Source organism: Synechococcus sp. MIT S9220, from assembly GCF_014304815.1.
Taxonomy (GTDB): domain Bacteria; phylum Cyanobacteriota; class Cyanobacteriia; order PCC-6307; family Cyanobiaceae; genus Synechococcus_C.
Window position 1 is genome coordinate 161,114 of the sequence record NZ_CP047958.1, and the last position, 19,227, is coordinate 180,340.

Here is a 19,227-nt window from a genome sequence, read left to right on the forward strand (position 1 = left end):
TTCGGTCAATCAGGCGAAGATCGAATTTATGGTTGCCTACACCGATCAAGTGTTCAACCCATGTCCGTAGCTCTGGCTGCTCAGCTCCGTGAAGGCACCAAGAAAGCTCACACGATGGCCGAGAACACCGGTTTCGTTAGCTGCTTTCTCAAGGGTGTTGTCGATAAATCCAGCTATCGCAAGCTCGTTGCCGATCTCTACTTCGTTTATTCCGCCATGGAGGAAGAAGTGGGTCAACTCAAAGACCACCCTGTGGTCGGCCCTGTGGGGATGGAGCAGCTGAATCGACGTGAGTCGCTTGAGAAGGATCTTGTCTATTACTTCGGTGAAAACTGGAACGATGAGATCCAGCCCTCGCCTTCTGCAGTGGCTTACGTCGAGCGGATTCGTGAAGTGGCTAAGGAGTCACCAGAACTGCTGGTAGGCCATCACTACACCCGTTACATGGGTGACCTCTCCGGTGGTCAGATCCTGAAGAACATCGCTCAGAAAGCGATGAACATGGATGGAGATGACGGTCTGCGTTTCTACGTCTTCGATGAAATCGCTGACGAGAAGGCCTTCAAAACGACTTATCGCGCCACCATGGATGAGCTGCCGATCGATCAGGACACCGCTGATCGCATCGTTGAGGAAGCGAACAACGCTTTTCACATGAACATGCACATGTTCAAGGAGCTTGAAGGAAATCTGGTAGCGGCCATTGGCAAGGTGCTGTTCGGCTTCCTGACCCGCCGTCAGCGCAGTGGCAGCACAGAAACCGCCGCTGCTTGAACCAGCCTATCGAGACTGAAAATCAGCGTCGCTTTGACCGAGTAAGGGTTCTTGTACCTGGTACAGGAGCCCGTTTTCGTTGTGGTGGGCTAACTGTTGCTCTGCAAACAGCAAGGATTCTTTCAGGCCTTCTGACCACGGAGGTTGTGACTTATCGAGAAAGGAATCCAGACTGTTCTTTCCTCGAAGATCTTCTTTTATTGCCAGCTGATGATGATCGTTCTTTGTGGTTGGTCAGTTGGGGATTTGATGTTCCTAAACTTTTGAAGAAACTTCGTTTTCGTCAGGTTATTTATCAAGCCCATAGCACTGGTTATGGATTTGATCTTCCTCCTGGAATACCTGTCATTGCAGTAAGCCGAAATACTCTGGGTTATTGGGCTGATCGAGCACCGCGCAATCCTCTCCTCTTTCTGCCTAATGCTCTAGAGCCTCAGTGGATGATGTCAAATGATGCAGCAGTAATACGGTCTAGACCAATCGATGTTTTGGTTCAAGCGAGGAAAAGTAGTCCTTATGTGATTAATCAATTGCTGCCAGCACTTAGAAATGAGGGGCTTAATGTTTGCCTTCAGTCAGGTTGGGTTGATGATTTAGTTCAATTATTCAGAGACACCAAAGTATATATCTATGATTCTGCCGAGTATTGGCGTGGTAGGGGTGTTTCTGAAGGTTTTGGCTTGCCTCCAATAGAAGCAATAGCCAGTGGTTGTGTTGTTTTTACGAGCTTTAATCATGCTTTATCAGATTTACTTACTCCAGGAACTACTGCTCATCAGATAGGCTGTGGAAACCTCAAATATGATGTCAGCAGGATTGTGGCTTCCGTCAATGACCCACTCGAGTGGAGAGGGGATGATCATGAAATAAGTAGCATTTTGAATGAAGTGTCTGAACAACGTTTGATCGATGGCTGGTCATCAGTGATCAAGCAGTTGGAATCAGGATTTTATTTTTGGCATAGAAACTCTGATCTACTCCGCAGTTCATCCGCTGTTGTTTTACGCCAACGCCATCGGATCAGCAGGATTAAAGCAATACTGAAGAGAGCTCTAGCGACTATTGTTGGACGATCAGTTTAGTGTCTGGCTTGTCGCCGACTTAATTGGCTTATGCGCCAATAAATTGAAGAGACAGTGAAGCGTTCAACGTGGCGGGCATCGGTGGAAGCCAATCCATCAATCAGCTTAGGCAGATGCTGGGTTATCTCCCGAAGCGACGCATTAGGTCGATGCGAGGGCTTTTTTGGCTTTCCTTGGTGCCCGGTATTCTCGATTTTGCATCAATTGCTGTTGTGGGGCGGCTCTCCGGGGCCTTAGTGGGCGGCCGTCTAAGTAATGTTTTTCCTGGAATTCGTTTTTTTGGTGGTGGCGAGCTTGAACAATCTCTTTGGCTAGCGATTATCTTTATTGCCCTAATATGGCTGCAATCAATAGTCAAGATTATTCTTCGCTTCGTCCAGGAACAGATAGCTAGTGATATTTGGCTGGACTTGTCTGATCGCATTTTTTCAGGGATCATTCAGCAACCTTATGAGTATCACCTTTCTAATAACCTCGCTCGACTTTCATCTGAATTGCTTGGAAATTTAGAATGTTTATTGCGCGAAATTGTTACTCCAATATTGAGAGGCATCAGTAATATAGTAACAATTGTAATTTTGACAGTTGGAATCATCTATATCGGAGGGATAACGGCTGTTGGACTGTTGTTCGTCATGCTTGTTGCATATATCTTGATGACAGCATTAATGACTCCAACACTCCGATTGGCTTCGTCTCAGAAAGTTAGAACAAGAGATGTCTTTACTCAAACATTTTTTGAAGTGTTTAAGTCAATTAATGATGTCAAACTGGCTGGAGTTGAAAATTATTTTTCTAAACTTTTTAAAGACGCAACGTTGATGTTTAAGCAGGCAGATGCTAAATCAATTGTTCTCCCTGAAATCCCAAGGATGATCATTGAGCCCTTGGGCATTACTGCAATATTTGCAATAGGGGTTATTCCTAGACTTCTTTCTGAGGATAGATCCCAGATTCTTGAGATCTTGCCTTTCTTAGCAGTGTTGTCTGTTGGTGCTTTAAGGTTGGCTAAACCTTTGCAGGATCTTTTTACTGCAATTGCGAAACTGCGTGGTGGTTTGCCAGAGTTGTCGGTCATTAATCGATTGCTTGAATTAAAGGTCGAACAACCGCTCTCTTCACCTCTGTATGTTTCGTCAGCAGGGATATTGCCTAAGAGAACAGTTTCTCTTCAGCAAGTTTCCTATCGCTATCCTTCTTCTGATCGTTGGGTACTGAGTGATATCACTCTTTCAATACCGGTAGGTTCTCGAGTGGCTTTTGTTGGTCCTACTGGAAGTGGAAAAAGTACTGCTGCAAATTTGCTGCTATCACTATTGAAACCTCAAAAGGGTTCATTGTGTTTGGATGGTGTCGACGTCATATCGGCGCAAGAAATTGATGCATGGCATGGATGCTGCTCTCAAGTCCCACAAAATATTCAGCTACTTGATAATTCTGTTTTATCAAATATCGCCTTTGGTATTGACGAAGATGATGTTGATATGAAGTGTGTTTGGGAATGTCTTGAATCTGCTCAACTCGATGAATTTGTTGCTGACCTTCCTTATGGTTTATACACACAAATTGGTGAAAATGGTATTGCTTTATCTGGAGGGCAACGTCAGCGAATTGCCCTTGCAAGGGCATTTTACCGTCGATCCAAGTTTCTGATTCTCGACGAAGCGACCAGTGCACTTGATAATCAAACTGAATCAGATGTCATCCAAGCCTTAGATATAATCGGTCGTCGATGTACAACAGTAGTGATTGCACATCGTTTAACTACGATTCAACGTTGTGATCGTATTTTTGAATTTTGTGATGGTCGTATTGTTCACCAAGGTAGCTACCATGATCTTCAAGAAAAATCTAATACATTTAAGCGATTTGTCCAGTTGCAACAGTCAAACATATAAGTTTCAGTTAAACTATAGCCTTGAAGAGTTTTTCTTTTTTAGAAAAAGTTCTACCCACTCTGGAATGGTGGACAGTCTGATTTGATATATAAAAAATATCAGTCTTAGTCGTCTTTTGGCAGAAACTGGAATCATCAAAGACTCAAGCGTCTCTTTGATGAGAGGTCTAAGATGTAAAAATAATGCAGCAACCTCTCTCAAGGGCTTTCCATTACTTCTGTCAAACTGACCCCCAAGAAGACGTTTTGATTTAATGATTTGCTCCTTTTTGCTTCGAGCTGGATGGTAAACAATACAATCAGGGTCGTAAATAAGACTGGCATTTAATTCTTGTTGAGCACGAAGACAAAAGTCACGGTCTCCGCCTGACTTCAAGCTTTCGTTAAATCCAGAGAGTAAAAATATATCTTCGCTTCTAGCCCATAAATTCGCTGTTATTCCATAACGACCGCGGTTAACAAACTTTTTTTGTGTCATACCGAAGTGTATGTCTGCCAAATCCGCTGAGGTTTCTGGCTGTTTTGATGCAATGATACTGATTTTCCCAGCAAGAATGACTGGTTTGCTCAATTGTTTGCTTCTAATATTAATGTTTTGAATCCCAGTCTCAATCCAATTTGTATCAAGGATGCAGTCAGCATCGGTAAAAGCAACGATCTTGGAGTCTACTTTTGTAAGAGCTGTATTACGAGCTGCGTAAGATCCAGCTTGCGCACAGTGAAGAAGATGGACTTCGAAGCTAGTAGGGGGTATTTTTATGGCCGGGCACGAATTGTTATCAACAACTAACACTCGAATAAGTACTGTTGATACACTTTGATTTTCTATCGAAGATAAAATCGTATTGAGTCCATCTTGGTCATTGTAAACAGGAATGATAATGTCAAGCTCTCTAGTCATTGAATCTAAGATCTTTAAACGATAGATTTGATTAATGACGAATCAATCTGGTAAGGCCAGATCGTCCCAGCATCGTTGCTACGCAATATTGTAGTCCTTTAAGATTTGGGTGCTTGGCAAGCCTTATGAGAGGCTGTACAAGATTGATTAGGTAGTAAAATAAACCAAGTTTTTGACGTCTGATGAGTTCATAACGACCCTCCGCGTATTTTAGCGATCTTTTAAATGAAACCTGTGAAGAGTGATGTTCAATCAAAATCCCTTTACAATGGACAATCTTTGCATTTTCTCTAAGCATTCTGATGAGCAAATCTGTTTCTTCATTTGAGATAATGGATGTTTGATCACCGGGGCCAATATGTTCATTGAATAGCGTTGGCATTTTTATAACAAAGCTTTTTCTGCAGAATATATTTGATGTCTCAGCTTTTGCATTAAATAAATTTAAAACTGTTGTCAGGTGTTTCGGTTTAATCGTTTTAGTGGAAAATTTAGCTTGCCTGATTGGCTTTTGTCCGATAATGACGTCAAAGCTCGGATTGTTAAAAAAGGTTTGCTTAACCAGTTCAATGGTCCTTTCTATAAATATACAATCATCATCTGGGAATGCAATAATGTCAGTCGTTAGCTTTTGAGCTCCATAGTTTCTGGCTTTTGAGGCACTTCTGAACGCAACACTGCCATGTTGAATTGGTAGTTTATCTATCCATTCCTTAATGATTGAATTTAAAAATCCTGGCTCATTCTGATCAATAATTATAATTTGCTCTGGTAGTGAGGATTGTTTTGACAGGCTGTCTAGTAACCTAGCTAGCTCTCTTTTTCGGCCATAAGTAGGAATGCATAAGCCTACGCTCAACGCAGATACTCCGCTTTTCATTTTGGGCTATCGATCAGGCTTGAGGATTGCATAAGAGACGATTTGTTTGCTTAATTGTTCCCTGCTTAAATCTCTATCAAAGAATAGAACTCATAGTTTAGCATTTTTTGAATTCTGTCCGTTGCTTTCAATGGAATGATCGTGTCGTTTTGTAATCGAGTTTTGCTAATGGGATCTATAATCAGAAATTAAATTGATTTTTACTGTGCTTGCTTCAGTCCATAGAAGTGTGTCGTCTTTTGGTTTTACGGTTTGGCTTTGGGCTTTTGTTTTTGCACGTATTCCCTTAGCAGCCATCCAGCATTATTTAGGATTAGAATCGAGACCATTCGTTCTGGTAAACTTAATAAGTATTGCTCTGGCTTTTATTGCCTTCAATGATAGTGGGTGGCAGCCTATATCTTTCTTGAAGAGTCGATCTGCGCTGTCGGTTACAACCTCTTTCTTCGCTTTCTGGTTAATTTATTTTTTTCGCCTAGGATTTGATACTTTCATAGATCCAATTGAATTTATTGAGAGTAGTTTTACCCTTGTCAAGGGTTTTATTAATTCCACATTGATTCCAATTCTGTGTTTGCCTTGGGTTTTAATGATGCGACGTAGTTCATTTTCTATTGACCTATGTGCACTGTTGGGAAACATTTCTGTGTTTGTCGGTATTTTAGGATATCTGAATATACCGATCGATGAAGAAATTTATAATCCGCGCTTCAGCTTTGAAGACTTAAATCCAATCCCTGCGGGGCATTCCTCAGCATCTTTGCTAATCATAGGACTTTTATTATTTGTTATCCGTTATACAGAAGATCGCTCCTCTAGGTCTACCTTGCTTATTTTGAATGCCAGTTGCGCTGTTTTGCTCGGTCTCTGGGGTGTACGCCTTTCAATGACTAGGAGTGCATACGTAGCTTTGTTTCCACTGATTGTGTTCTGTCTTGTGTGGTTGTGGAGGAGGGGACTGCGATTTCGCTGGTTATTCTTCGCTGGATTCAGTACATTTTTAGTTTTGCTAGTCCCCAAAATCTTCAATATGCTCAGCAGTGGTTTGCCTTTTCAGGACGCTAGTTCATCAGGACGTCTGACGCGGTTTGTTGCTGTCTGGGATTGGATCTGCGCTAACCCATTGTGGGGCGTTGGTTTTCACGTTCAGAACTTGTTAAAGGCTTTGCCTGAGCCTGCAAGTCATTGGTATTCCCATAACATTTTTCTTGAAAGCTACGTTGTCGGGGGCTTGTTCATGTTTATTGCTTTAATCATATTCTTTGCTGTAGTTATTAGTTCAATTTGTATCACGTTGTCTTTCCAAGAGAGTGACTCTGTTTCCCATGTGATGGCTCTTGCACTCTCTTTCCTTTGGATTCAGGCATTGACTCTCGCTTGTTTCTCTGGGCATCCAGCTCTATTACCTGGTTTTTGGGTTGGTGGGTTCATGGTTGTTCTCTCTACTAAGCCTGCGATTGCGCTGAGTCAGCAATCAAATTTGAGATGAGAGTCATTGGTTTTCCATTAGGGTATCTGCTGTGGCTTATAAAATTGATGGGCTGTCGGTTTATTAGCTTTGTCGTGGAAATATTTCTAATAAAATTATAAAATTTGGCACTTGTTGGTTTTCTCTTGGCTATAGAATAGAATTCTAAACTGTTCAATTTTTGTTGAACATCATGGTGACGATTTGTTGAACTCTGAGCGATTTATTTAGCTAATGGCATCTATCAGTGAATTACAGCTCGAGGACATTCCTTCTGACTTGATTAATGCTTTCATCCAACAGGCTGTATGTCTTGGCAATGGTCGTTTGGCTTTAGTGGGAGGTGCGGTTCGCGATAGTCTGCTTTCGATTATTGACCCTAATTTTAGTCGACAATCTTCAGATATTGATTTTATATATGAGGGTGACATTCATTTGTTTTGTACTGGCTTACAGGCCTTTCTGGGATCTAGGCGTATTCAGGAATTGCGTTTCCATGATTCCTTTGGAACAGCGAATTTACTACTCGACGATTTACTGATTGACTTGGCGTCTGCGCGTCTTGAAACCTATCCGATCCTTGCAGAGAACCCATCAGTTGTTTTTAGTTCTCTTGAAAATGATCTTTCGCGTCGTGACTTTACTGTTAATGCAATGGCATTGGTCTTCAATGCCGATGGAGATCCAAATCTCTTGGATCCTCATGCAGGCACCCAGCATTTGATTTCAAGGCAGTTGGTTTTTCTTCATGATGAAAGTGTGGCAGAAGATCCCACTAGGGTCATCCGCGGTGCTCGTTATGCTGCTCGATTAAGGTTTCTTTTGTCTGATCAGTCACTCCAACAGCTGAAGTCAACATTGCAAGTCTGGCCTTGGTCTTGGAAGCCAGGTGACCCTACGGATTTGTGCCCACCTGCGTTAGGAACTCGGCTTCGAATGGAACTTGATTTGCTTTTTAACAATGAACCTTGGCCTCAGGCGCTGTCTTTTCTTCAGGATTGGTCGGCTTTGACATTGTTGGATAAAAGTTTACAAAAAGACTCTCGTCTTTTTATTCGTCTGCGCTCTGCCAAACGTCTTCAATTACCTTTGTTGTGCGCTTTGGTTGCAGCAGCTGCAGATCCTGTAGATCTTTCTCATCGTCTCCAGATTCCTGGACAGCATCAAAGTTGGTTAGAAGAGCTTTTGTTGTTTCGACGATGGATTCAAAGTGAAGTTTTGACCACCTCGTGGGAAGAGTGGGATGCTTTGAAGTGGACCTCTTCACTGGAGCAGCAATGTTGGACTCCGGAAGTTGTGGCGCTTGCGATTTGTGATCATAAAGCTTATTGGCGCCCGCTCTTGCGCTGGTGGGGACGTTGGCGACACGTATCTGCTCAGATCACGGCTAGTGACCTGATGAAACAAGGCTATGAGCCCGGGCCTCGATTGGGCCAGGAGCTCAAAAAGTCTCGCATGCAAGCTCTTGAGCGGATGCGTTAATCCATATGATTTTAATTTTATCGATTAATTTAGAATATTGTATATATGAATGGTGCAATCACTGACCCCTGTGTGAATACTAATAGTGCGCCCATAAGCACTAGAGTAATGATGAGTGGTGCTAGCCAATATTTTTTACGTATACGCATGAAATCCCAAATGTCCTTGGTAAGTTCTAAAAGTGCTTGCATGAGAATTCGTTTAGAGAGTGAGAATTAGAATGGTCGAGTGAGGTCTGTTGGGTTGCGTGTCACAGGTTCCCTATAGCTTTTTGTTGATTTTGTTCGACGACGAAGAGGGTCATATCCTGTTAACCGCATGATGGCAGCAATCGGCTGTAGAACAAGGACAAAGACTGCTCCCAGGATGATGTGACCATTGACCCAGCCGAGAGCATGACCCAGTCTCATCCAGCCTCGGTAGGGGATAGAAAGTAATTGGGGTGCTACAAGGCTGAGCATGAGAGATGGAATTGCTACCCATAGGGTCCAGATGTGAAAGCCGTGCCCACGGAGTGCTGGTAGCAGCAACCCAATGAGCACCGGAAATCCAAGTGCTATCAAAATGCCGAATTCACGCAGCTGTCTGGTAGTGGGGGATGGAATCTTCATCGTCATCAATCAAGTTCAAATTCTTGCATCCACTTTTCATCATATTCCTCTTTAGGCTGCAAATCTTTAAGGAGTAGGTGATTTTCGAGGACTAATACATCCATTTCCGTACGCATGAAACATCTGTATGCGTCTTGAGGAGTGCAGACTATCGGCTCCCCCCTAACATTAAAAGATGTATTTACTAAAGTAGGACAACCCGTAAGGCTTTGAAAGCTTTTAATTAAATTATAATAGCGTGGGTTTGTACGCTGGTTTACTGTTTGCACTCTAGCTGAGTAATCCACGTGAGTTATTGCGGGTAACTTTGAACGTGAAACCTTGAGTTTTTCGATACCGAATAATCGCTTTTCTTCAGCATTCATTGATCGGCAGAGTTCCTTTCTTAATGGCGCTACTAACAACATGTATGGGCTTTTGGTCTGTAAATCAAATTGATTGCTTGCCTCTTCTTCAAGTACTGATGGTGCAAACGGCCGGAAACTTTCGCGATATTTAATTTTTAGGTTCATTGTGCTTTGCATTTCGTTGCTTCGAGGATCTCCAAGAATCGAGCGTGCGCCAAGTGAGCGTGGTCCAAATTCCATTGCTCCATTGAACCAACCTATGACTTTGCCTTGGTTTAGAAGCTCAGCTACGTACGGGAAGAGGTCTGGGTCGGATATAAATTGGTAGGGAGCATTGATTTTATTCAGATATTTGCTGATCTCGTCATTACTAAAACTCGGTCCTAAATAAGTCCCATGCATGCCATCATTGGTCGGAACATCTCGTCTTTTATCGAAGTAATTATGTTCAGCTACTAATGCCGCACCGATAGCAGAGCCTGCATCTCCACTGGCTGGTTGAATCCATATCTTTTCAAAAATTTCTTCTTTCAATAGCTTGCCATTTGCAACACAGTTAAGTGCTACTCCACCTGCGAGACACAGATTACGAGCACCAGTTTCTCGCTGCAAACTTCGGGCAAGTTGGAGTACTATTTCTTCAGTAACTACTTGAATTGATGCTGCAATATCCATATGGAACTGGCTCAATTCAGTTTCTCCTCTGCGTGGTGGTCGTCCAAATAGTTTGTGAAATTTTCGCCCCGTCATTCTGAATCCGCGGTGAAATTTGAAATAACTCAAATCAAGTCGAAATGTTCCGTCTGGCTTGATGTCAACGAGGTGATTTTTGATTTTTTCTACGAAACGAGGTTCCCCATAAGGCGCTAGGCCCATAAGCTTGTATTCGCCTGAGTTAACTTTGAAGCCGCAGTATGAAGTGAATGCGGAATATAGAAGCCCTAGAGAATGAGGAAAATTAATTTCCCAGAGGGGTTTGAGGCTGTTCCCTTTTCCTGTCCAGGCTGAGGTTGTAACCCATTCTCCAACCCCGTCCATGCAGAGCACTGCTGCTGAATCGAAAGGGCTGGGATAAAATGCTGCACCAGCGTGGGACAGATGGTGTTCGCTGAAGAGAAGTTCCGGTAGATCCGTTCGTCTCTGTTGACATGCAGTATCTGCTAGTTCATCAGCTACCGACTGCAGTTGCTTCTTGAGTTCTGTTTTTAGGAATAATTTTTCTTTTAGCCAAACCTGCATAGCGGCTACGAAGGACCGTCCTCCGCGGGGAGCCGCTCCGAGATATGTCTCTAGTAAACGCTCAAACGTCAGCAGAGGTTTCTCGTAGTAGACAACGGCGTCACAGTCTTCAAGCTTCAGGCCTTGGCTTTCCAGGCAAAAGCGCACAGCCTGCCTTGGGAAGCGCGCGTCGTGTTTTTTCCGGCTGAAACGCTCCTCTTGGGCAGCTGCTTGGGTGATCCCATCGACAACGAGTGCCGCTGCGCTGTCGTGGAAATATGCAGATATGCCGAGTATGCGCATCCAGTGCAAGCCTGTGCAGATATAGTCTCAGATACTCTAAGCTTTAGTCAAGTTTTAGAAGTGCTATAATTATAGACAATTCGAAAATATTTCCATATTTTGCTAATCGACTTTTGATTTTATGAAAAAAATCAAGCTAATTGGAGTCAATTTTGCTTTATTGGGATTTGCAGTCCTTTTTCTTGAACTTGTCTTTGGTAATTGGTTACAGCAGAATCCTGCCAAGCGAATTCCTGAAATATCCCGTCAAGCTGGACGCACTCATAGTTTTAGGACTTATGGTCTCACAGGTGAAGACGTTCTCGTAAATTTTACTCGCAATGAGCAAGGTTTTCGAGGTCAAGGAAATGCAGCTAATTCTAGGCAAATATTGGTTGTAGGAGGATCGACAGCTATTGAATACGTAGTTCCAGAGAGTCTGACTTGGGCTGAACAACTTCAGCAGGGTCTTAATAAAACCCTCTCCCAATCTTCAAGATATGAATTCGATGTTATTAATGCTGGTGTTGCGGGTCAGACCCTGTTGGGAAATCAATTCTCAATTGATTTATGGCTTAAGCATATTAAAAATTTAAATCCGGAGTTTGTGATTGTTTATTATGGCCATAATGATGCCATTTACAGCCTTGGAAAGGATAATAACGCTATTATTAGTGACCCAGATTCAAAGTCTATTGGTGTTAGAGAGTGGGTTTTAACTAGCAGCGCATTAGTTATGCTCTTGCGAGAAATAAAGGGGAATTTAGATTCATGGGCATTGAACAATAATAATCTTTTTGATTATGTTGAAGGGGGGCTTCCTGTTGATGGCGAGATATTCACTCGGGGTCAATCACATGCGCGAATTGCAAATAGTTCCTACTCTGATAAGCTTAATAACTTGATTTGGTCTATTCATCGGGCATGGCCAATCGCAAAAATCATTTTCGTTGCTCAATCAAATCCTAATTGCTATTTTCTTGATCATTATTCTTATCATTCATATTCTAAGAATCGCATTTGTGAAGACCTTTTGGCAGTTCACAGCTATACAAAAAGCACAATATTATCAATGAATAGTGACTTGAGTGGAAAGCTTTTCTATGAGCCTTTGTTTATGGATAATCCCTACGACCGCTCCGGATCTAGTGATGCAATTCATACCAACTCTCGAGGCTCGAAAGGTATTGCTGATAAACTTACTACTCGTTTGCGAAAGTATCTGGTTTTTTGATCTTGCGATCAGAATTTTCATAAAAGCTCCCATTTGAGCAGTTCCCATTTTTCTCTATGTTGGTTGAAATATCTAATAGCAATATAATTTACTACAATGGCTGCTATTAAGTGATTTGGCTATGCTTTGAGCCTTATTTATTTTTTTTAACTTATCTGTCTTGCAATTTCTGTCAGCTAAGTTGCTGAACCTCCGTAGCAAGCTGACCCCGGACTCTCCTGTTATGCTTGGAAGATGGTTTAGCTCTGCTTCATTATCGTAGGAGCAGATTTGGCTGGGAAGGATTTCGTATGCTCTGGAGAGCTCCCTGGATACAGGAACGTTTTGCATTAGTGGGTTTGGCGCTATGGGATTTGATTTCTATGGCGGTGAGTTACAAGTTTGTCTATTGGCGTCGCTTAGGAGACTGGCCTGGTCTTACGGGCAGTCTTTTGTTTCTGCTTCTGGTTTGGATCGGTGCTTCATATTTATTTGGCCGTTACTCTGCAAGGCCAATCAAAGGATGGCGGGAATCGAAATTCTTGCGTCTGGGACTGATCGTTGTTCTCGTGCTGTCAATTTTTGTATTTCATAGTTGGTTTTTTGTTATTACTGATGCTGGGACTCGTTTTCGGGGTTTCTTGATTCCTTTATTAGCAATGGCATCAATCCTGTCAATTACGGGCCAGATGTTAGTGCGACGTAGGGGACGCATGGTTCCTAACTGGCTGCTTGTTCTTGCAGATCATGAACGCTTACTTTTACAGAAAGAGTTGAAATGCTCTTTTTTGCATTCCTCTTCTATGCCGAGTTTTCTTAGTCCTGAAGAGTTTGAGTCCTTGCTTTTACAATCTGAAAAGATTTCTGAGGATTGGGTCGATTTGACACTGGCAATCAGTAGTCAAGTTGACTTGAATGGAGATGCGGTGGAACGTTTGCTTGCCTTGCGTGGACAAGGATTACAAATACATTCTCTGGTTGGTTGGTGTGAAATTGTGCTTCATCGTGTACCACCTGAGTTGATTGATCAGCGTTGGTTTATTGATGCGGAAGGTTTCAGTATTCAGCCTGGTCGCCTTGCATGGCGTGTAAAGCGTCTATTTGATGTTTTTGGTGCGTTGTTGTTGATTGTCTTGACATCACCTCTGATGATATTACTTATGTTTAGCATTCGAATTGAAGATGGTGGGCCAATCTTTTACTCCCAAATCAGAACTGGTCTCTATGGAGAAAAGATAAAAATATGGAAATTCCGAAGTATGCGTGAAAATGCAGAGTCTGACGGTATTCAATGGGCTTCAAAAAATGATGTAAGAATTACGCGATTAGGTGGTTTAATACGTCGCTTAAGACTCGATGAATTGCCACAGTTATTTGCAGTTTTGTCCGGTGAATTGAGTTTAATTGGTCCCAGGCCCGAGCGGCCTGAGTTGGAGCTGGAGCTGGTGACTCAGCTTCCTCATTATAGAATTCGCCATTGGATTCGCCCAGGTCTTAGTGGTTGGGCCCAAGTCAATTATCCGTATGGTGCCAGTGTCTCTGATTCTCGAATTAAGTTGAGTTTTGACCTCTTTTATATTCGTAATGCCGGTTTTTTTCTTGATCTTTTCATTCTATTGCGTACTATGCGTTTGGTGTTAAAGGCCGAGGGTTCACAGCCTATTTCAACTTCTAGCTGAGCAGGTAGTTACAGATGCGCTCTTCTCGTGTTTTTTTCAACATATGCCTTTTTATAGGTGCAGTCCTTGCTTCGTTTGCTTTAGTTGAGGTTGGATTGCGAATATTGGGTATTCACTACCCCGCTTTTTATATTGTGGATTCTAAGCGTGGTTACGGACTCCGTCCGAATGCACGTGGGCTTTATTCTCGCGAAGGCCAAGCACTTGTTGAGATTAACGAGGCAGGTTTTCGTGGATCTCTCCCCTCTAGCGAGCTAAGTGATTCGGTCTATCGAATTGCCGTGCTTGGTGATTCATTTACTGAGGGCCTTCAGGTTGACGAGGATGAGACCTGGATCAAAGTATTGGAAAAGCAACTTAATATGTTTAGTAGTTGCTCTATCTTGAATTATCGAAATGCAGAGGTTCTTAACTTTGGGGTTGGTGGATATGGTACAGGACAATCCCTTTTGACTTGGCGGTATCAGGCTAGTAAATTTCGTCCAGATTTGGTGATTCTTGCTGTTTACCCAGGTAATGATTTCAGTGATAATGAGCCAAATTCTCGCGATGACCGACCTACTTTTAGGATTTCGTCACAAGGACTTTTGGAGCAAGATGATAGCTTTAAATTATCTAAAGGTTATCTTTTTCGGACTTCCATTGTTGGCCGTGTTTTAGACCAGTTTGTTAATCATAGTCGATTTCTTCAGCTTTTAAATGAATCGAAGAATCGTGTTGCAGCATTTCGACGTTCACCTAACTCCTCTCAATCTGATTCTCTGTCAGTGGCTCCGTCACCACCTCCTAATGCCTCGCCTAACGCATGGATTTTGACAGAAGCGTTGATTATGCAACTTAATCGGGATGTGCAGGCATCTGGTGCAAGGTTGCTTGTTGTTAGCACTAGTAGTCCTGACCAGGTTTGGCCTATAGCGAGTCAACGATCTTCTGATCCGTTTCTGCAAGAGCGGCGATTGGCTGATTTTCTTGCATCAGAAAACATTCCCTATTTATCTCTTGGTCCTTTATTGCAGCATGAAGTGGATCAAGCTCCTGGGAGGTTGTTCTTGCATGGTTTCCATGAGACTTCGCTTGGTTTAGGTCATTGGAACTCGTCTGGACATAATGCTGCTGCTCGAATAATTTCGCCATGGCTATGTCAGCAGTGATGTTTCCCAAACTGAGCATTTACTTTAAATTTTGTTTTTAGTAATGTCATTTGTTTGTGCCAGCAATGTAAACTAATTCGTTGGCCTAGGTATTGGTATTAGGGCTTGTGATATTTAAGCCTTTCGCGTATCTTTGTTTGACTCTAGATATTGGCCGACTATTGTTGCTTTAGAGTTACTCCTGTTTTTACATCAATATTTTATACGCTTTTTCTTGGTCTTGCAGTCTTCCCTTTGAGCTAGTTTGCTTTGAATTTATTCGTATGTATGGCTGTGTCGATCTTTGTTAATGGTTTATAGTTGTTTTTCTAGGTTAGAACCTACTTGTTCTACGGCTTTGCCATTTGCAGCCATTCTGCTAGTACAACCCACCGCCAGTAGGGTGCAATCTTGCCAGATATTTTTAGCAACATCCAGCTTTTTGCAATAGTCCTCCTTGGTATTCGTAGGTTATGTCGTTCAAGGTTTTTCTCAAGAAGAGAGTTGATTCGCTGTGGTCGGAATCGTGGGTTGAGCTCCAGCCAAGGGGCTAAGGCAAGGTTGAAGCCCTGTTTTGGGGTAGTCAGCACGGCAGCGGGCACTAATGGGGCTGCTAGTCGTCTTAGTAGGGTTTTGTTTCCTTCCATCTGATGAATGTGCTGCGGTATCTGTAGCGCTAAGTCCACGATTCCTTGGTCGAGGAATGGCACCCGTAGTTCTAGCCCCTGTGCCATCGTTGTGGCATCGGCATCACGTAGTAATGTCTCTTGTAGGTAACCTGCGAGTTCTAATCTGCTGCAGTCTTGCTGGTTTGCATAGTCCTTGATTTTCGCCAACCCTGCTTTCTCGATCCTCTCGCAGTCCATGAGGTTTCGTTGGTGTTTAGTTAGGCCATGAAGGCGAATATGGCGGGCTTGATTGGCTTTCTTTAGTGAGCCCTTCAGCATGTGTGGATATCCCCCAAACAACTCATCAGCACCCAAACCAGAAAACGCAACACGCATTCCTTGTTCGCGTGCAGCCGTTGTGACTAAAAACGTGTTGAAACCATCGATGCTTGGTTGGTCGATCGCTGCAATAAAAGCATCGAAATGCTTGTCGAGCTCAGTGATACCTATTCGTAATGTTTTGTGTTTCAGTCCAAGATGCTTGGCAGTATGTTCAGCTCGTTCTGATTCATCTGAGGCTCCCTCTAGACCATTAAACCCGACTGAAACGCTATTTATTGGCTTCGACTGATGACGCTTGAGGGTTGCTGCCAATAGACTTGAGTCTAGGCCTCCGCTGAGATACATCCCCACAGGATGATCTCCGATACTTTGTTGTTCGATTGCCTGTTCTAATGCGTTCCCTATCGCAGACGTTGCACTCGAGAGAGTCCAGCTTTCTGGAGAAGCGCTAATAGGAGTTTGCACTGTAAAAGTATCTATTTCCCACGTCCCGTCTTGATGCCTCACCGCAGTATGTCCTGCTGGAAGGCTTTCTGTACCCTCAATTATGCTTAGCGGACCCGTGATTGCCCCCCATAGTCTGTAGCTATCAAGCGCATGGGCGTTAATCCGATCTGCTTCTATGCAACCTGAGGCTTTGAGTGCACTTAGTTCGGAGGAGAAGGTGCAGCGTCCTTCGTCATCTCGCTTCCAGAGCAAAGGCTTTATTCCAAATCGATCACGCGCCAGGGTCAGCCTCCGGCTAGCCGTCTCCCAGCAAGCCGCTGCAAAAATGCCGTTAATACGTGACCAAACTCCTTGCCTCCAATGTCGGAACCCATTCATTAGCACTTCGGTGTCGCATTCAGAGCGAAATAGATACCCCTGCTTCTCCAGTTGACTTCTTAGCTCTTTCTGGTTGTAGATCTCACCGTTAAACACCAGTACAAGGCTGTTATCGCTCGCCACCATTGGTTGATGTCCTAAACGTGAACAGTCTTGAATCGCCAGCCGAGTGTGCAGAAGTTCTAGCCCTTCTGGTTCACTGTCTTCTCGCCAACGGCCACGATCATCTGGCCCCCGCTCTTGTAAGGCTTCAAACACCGCTTCAGTGTTGATGGCCTCAAAGCCTAACGAGCCGAATAGTCCGCACATCTCAAAGCTCCAGTGCTTTTATGAGTTGTTGGTTGAAACGCTCGACTGAAAACTCTTTCAAGGCATAGTCGCGGGCTTTCGCTCCGAATGTTGATGCGAGGGCAGGTTGGTTGATAATAATTCTAAGCACATTTATAAGTGAAGTGGTGCTTGGTGGAATCAGCCAACCAGTTTCCCCGTCTTGGATTAAGTCTGTTTGACCGCCTTCGTTGCAACCAATTGAAGCTCTTCCAGCTAGTGCAGCTTCAAGATAAACAATTCCGAATCCTTCTCCGCTTGCGTTCCCTAGTGAATCGATTTTGAAGTTGCTGGGCATTAGCAAGATGCTGCAATTTTGAAATGCAGTTCGCAGCTCATTATCGCTGATTGAGCCGTGGAAGCAAACCCGATGTTCTAATCCAAGTTCTTGAACTCTCTTTGTTAGCTCTTGTAGCTGGTCTCCATCCCCGACCACATCCCAACGTAATGATTGAGGTAGTTCTCCTTGTTGATTTAGTTCATGCAGAGCATTGATGATCAGTTCATGTCCCTTGTATTTTTCCTGTCTGCTCATGCGTGCCACGGTAAGGAGTTTTAGGGACCCTGGCAGTGATTGGGGTTTTGTTGATGGGTCGAACAGATCGGCTATGGGGTGTACGACTTTGATCTCAGTGTTCAGAGCTGTTAGTTGATTTTTGGTGAAGCTGCTACTCGCGATCAAGCTCCGACATCCTCTAAGCGTATTTTGGTGTAGGGTTAAGTTATTTCCCCAGACTTCAATTCCATGTACCCAACAGTGGAGAGTCTGGTTGGGGCTCCGGCACCATTGAAGCCATTTAACGGGCTTCAGCAGTAGGACGTGCATGCTCAGAACCTTCTCGCTAAGTAGCAGAGCTGGCAACAGCGATAAGACAAAATAAAATCGGCCAAGTTGCCTTCCCCACCAACTTTTTCCCATGCGTTTTGGTGTTAACAGTTTTACTGAATTTCCCGACGTCTCTAGTGACTTCTTCACCTGCAGAGTGAGGCGTTCAATTCCGCCTTTCCGGCGCACGTCAAAGCTTAGTAAAAGGATCATCGAACTGACTTCAAAAGCGAGGAATAAGACAGAGTTGATCGTTCTCGTCCAAAGCGTTTTTCATAAAGTGAGCGTGCCCGTTTGCCCATATCTTGCACTTGTTGGGGATTCTTGCTGAGTTGAAGTAGTTTGTCAGCAAGTGCTTCGCTTTCGCCAGGTTCAACGACCAAACCAATGCCTGCTGTAAGTACGAGCTGTGCCAAGTCACAATTCTTTTTAGCTATAAGTAAGACCCCTTTCCCGCTGGCCAGGATTCCGTAGAATTTGCACGGTGCCATGCTGTTTTCGGCGCCTGGTATAAGGCCAATAACAGAGAGATCACATGCTCCGAGGCTGTATTTCAATGTGCTGCGGGGTTGATAGTGAAGCCGAATAACGTTACTTAGTGAGTGAAACTTGCAATAGTTGTCGATTTGGGACTGTTTAGCACCTCCACCTATGAATATGAATTGCATAGGATTCGCATGCAAGATCACTGCAGCATCAAGAAGTGTTTTCAGGTCATGCAAACGACCGAAATTCCCTGAGTATTGAACGGTGAAGCGATCTTGAAAACCATGTTGTATTGCAAATGGATTTTTGGCTAGGGGAATTGGTAGAGCTTTTTCGACCGCCCAATTGTGGATAACTGTTACTGATTCTGCTTGGCCCAAATTCTGCACTAGTTGTGTCTGCATAGAGTCACTCAGCACTACTGTTTTGGCGGCTTGTTTGCAAATCACATTCATTAACCATTGAAAGCTACTTGCGACCGGGCCTGAGGAAGGCAATAGCCCGCTTATTACTGCTGTTTGTGGAAATAGATCTTGAAAAAGGAAAACGTATGGCATATTTTTCAGCTTGCGTAAAATAGTTCCTAGTAGGCCTATAAAGGGAGGGTTGGACACGATCAACACCACATCGCCTCGATTGCCATGTTTGAGGCACCAGATCAGGCTGCTTATCAAGAAGTAAGTCCCTTTCATGGCTTTGCCAATGACACCATTGTTCGATTGGATGCTGCTGCTAAGGCGAATTACAGTTAGATCCTCCGTGGTGCTGTTTTCAGGTCCTCCAGTGGCTGTCAAGACAACCACCCGCCAATTTTGTTTAACCAAACCGCTGGCCAAATCATTCATTAGT

General features: G+C 43.6%; 16 protein-coding genes. 8 read left to right on the forward strand and 8 right to left on the reverse strand.

Annotated elements, in window-relative coordinates; genetic code table 11:
- Nucleotides 1–60 precede the first annotated feature (60 nt).
- From SynMITS9220_RS00780 to SynMITS9220_RS00790, 3 genes are all read left to right on the forward strand, one after another.
- Complete coding sequence (locus tag SynMITS9220_RS00780; RefSeq protein ID WP_067093284.1) at nucleotides 61–774, forward strand: heme oxygenase (biliverdin-producing); 714 nt, start codon at nucleotides 61–63, stop codon at nucleotides 772–774.
- Nucleotides 771–1,856: a glycosyltransferase gene (locus SynMITS9220_RS00785; protein WP_255483164.1), complete on the forward strand. Its 1,086-nt coding sequence runs from the start codon at nucleotides 771–773 to the stop codon at nucleotides 1,854–1,856. Before SynMITS9220_RS00780 ends, SynMITS9220_RS00785 begins: the two co-directional genes overlap by 4 nt.
- A gap of 68 nt (nucleotides 1,857–1,924) precedes the next feature.
- Nucleotides 1,925–3,754 (forward strand): ABC transporter ATP-binding protein, encoded by a 1,830-nt coding sequence (locus tag SynMITS9220_RS00790; RefSeq protein WP_255483165.1) that lies wholly within the window; start codon nucleotides 1,925–1,927, stop codon nucleotides 3,752–3,754.
- 12 nt (nucleotides 3,755–3,766) lie between these two features.
- On the opposite strand, the gene SynMITS9220_RS00795 is transcribed toward SynMITS9220_RS00790, so the two are convergent.
- Complete coding sequence (locus SynMITS9220_RS00795; protein WP_186990062.1) at nucleotides 3,767–4,654, reverse strand: glycosyltransferase; 888 nt, start codon at nucleotides 4,652–4,654, stop codon at nucleotides 3,767–3,769.
- 31 nt (nucleotides 4,655–4,685) lie between these two features.
- A complete protein-coding gene (locus tag SynMITS9220_RS00800) occupies nucleotides 4,686–5,534 on the reverse strand; it encodes a glycosyltransferase family 2 protein (RefSeq protein ID WP_186990064.1) in 849 nt (282 codons plus the stop codon).
- A 205-nt stretch (nucleotides 5,535–5,739) separates the two neighbouring features.
- On the opposite strand from SynMITS9220_RS00800, the gene SynMITS9220_RS00805 reads away from it, so the two are divergent.
- Together SynMITS9220_RS00805 and SynMITS9220_RS00810 are read left to right on the forward strand one after the other, a co-directional pair.
- Nucleotides 5,740–7,023: an O-antigen ligase gene (locus SynMITS9220_RS00805; protein WP_186990066.1), complete on the forward strand. Its 1,284-nt coding sequence runs from the start codon at nucleotides 5,740–5,742 to the stop codon at nucleotides 7,021–7,023.
- Between the two features lie 213 nt (nucleotides 7,024–7,236).
- Nucleotides 7,237–8,484, forward strand: coding sequence for a CCA tRNA nucleotidyltransferase (locus tag SynMITS9220_RS00810; protein WP_186990068.1), 1,248 nt, complete (start codon nucleotides 7,237–7,239; stop codon nucleotides 8,482–8,484).
- Between the two features lie 29 nt (nucleotides 8,485–8,513).
- Here the strand turns inward: SynMITS9220_RS00810 and SynMITS9220_RS13235 are convergent, their stop codons facing one another.
- The 3 genes from SynMITS9220_RS13235 to SynMITS9220_RS00815 are packed head-to-tail and all read right to left on the reverse strand — an operon-like array spanning nucleotide 8,514 to nucleotide 10,963.
- Nucleotides 8,514–8,675, reverse strand: coding sequence for a DUF5989 family protein (locus tag SynMITS9220_RS13235; protein WP_222930434.1), 162 nt, complete (start codon nucleotides 8,673–8,675; stop codon nucleotides 8,514–8,516).
- Nucleotides 8,676–8,699: 24 nt separating this feature from the next.
- Nucleotides 8,700–9,101: an SxtJ family membrane protein gene (locus SynMITS9220_RS13240; protein WP_222930435.1), complete on the reverse strand. Its 402-nt coding sequence runs from the start codon at nucleotides 9,099–9,101 to the stop codon at nucleotides 8,700–8,702.
- Nucleotides 9,101–10,963, reverse strand: coding sequence for a carbamoyltransferase (locus tag SynMITS9220_RS00815; RefSeq protein WP_186990070.1), 1,863 nt, complete (start codon nucleotides 10,961–10,963; stop codon nucleotides 9,101–9,103). The genes SynMITS9220_RS13240 and SynMITS9220_RS00815 overlap by 1 nt, the downstream gene beginning before the upstream one ends.
- Before the next feature lie 121 nt (nucleotides 10,964–11,084).
- Between SynMITS9220_RS00815 and SynMITS9220_RS00820 the strand changes: the two genes are divergently transcribed.
- The 3 genes from SynMITS9220_RS00820 (at nucleotide 11,085) to SynMITS9220_RS00830 (ending at nucleotide 14,985) form a co-directional block, all read left to right on the forward strand.
- A complete protein-coding gene (locus SynMITS9220_RS00820; RefSeq protein WP_186990072.1) occupies nucleotides 11,085–12,176 on the forward strand; it encodes an SGNH/GDSL hydrolase family protein in 1,092 nt (363 codons plus the stop codon).
- A 362-nt stretch (nucleotides 12,177–12,538) separates the two neighbouring features.
- Nucleotides 12,539–13,834 carry a sugar transferase gene (locus SynMITS9220_RS00825; RefSeq protein ID WP_186990074.1) on the forward strand — a complete coding sequence of 432 codons (1,296 nt, stop codon included), beginning with the start codon at nucleotides 12,539–12,541 and terminating at the stop codon, nucleotides 13,832–13,834.
- Between the two features lie 14 nt (nucleotides 13,835–13,848).
- Complete coding sequence (locus SynMITS9220_RS00830; protein ID WP_186990076.1) at nucleotides 13,849–14,985, forward strand: SGNH/GDSL hydrolase family protein; 1,137 nt, start codon at nucleotides 13,849–13,851, stop codon at nucleotides 14,983–14,985.
- Between the two features lie 329 nt (nucleotides 14,986–15,314).
- Here the strand turns inward: SynMITS9220_RS00830 and asnB are convergent, their stop codons facing one another.
- Genes asnB through SynMITS9220_RS00845 form a run of 3 tightly spaced genes read right to left on the reverse strand, consistent with a single transcriptional unit; the run spans nucleotide 15,315 to nucleotide 19,223 of the window.
- Entirely contained in the window at nucleotides 15,315–17,048 is a 1,734-nt protein-coding gene (gene asnB / locus SynMITS9220_RS00835; RefSeq protein WP_186990078.1) for an asparagine synthase (glutamine-hydrolyzing), read from the reverse strand.
- A 1-nt stretch (nucleotide 17,049) separates the two neighbouring features.
- Nucleotides 17,050–18,105 carry a glycosyltransferase family 4 protein gene (locus tag SynMITS9220_RS00840; protein WP_370594351.1) on the reverse strand — a complete coding sequence of 352 codons (1,056 nt, stop codon included), beginning with the start codon at nucleotides 18,103–18,105 and terminating at the stop codon, nucleotides 17,050–17,052.
- Nucleotides 18,102–19,223 carry a glycosyltransferase family 4 protein gene (locus SynMITS9220_RS00845; protein ID WP_222930436.1) on the reverse strand — a complete coding sequence of 374 codons (1,122 nt, stop codon included), beginning with the start codon at nucleotides 19,221–19,223 and terminating at the stop codon, nucleotides 18,102–18,104. Before SynMITS9220_RS00845 ends, SynMITS9220_RS00840 begins: the two co-directional genes overlap by 4 nt.
- Nucleotides 19,224–19,227: the final 4 nt, after the last annotated feature.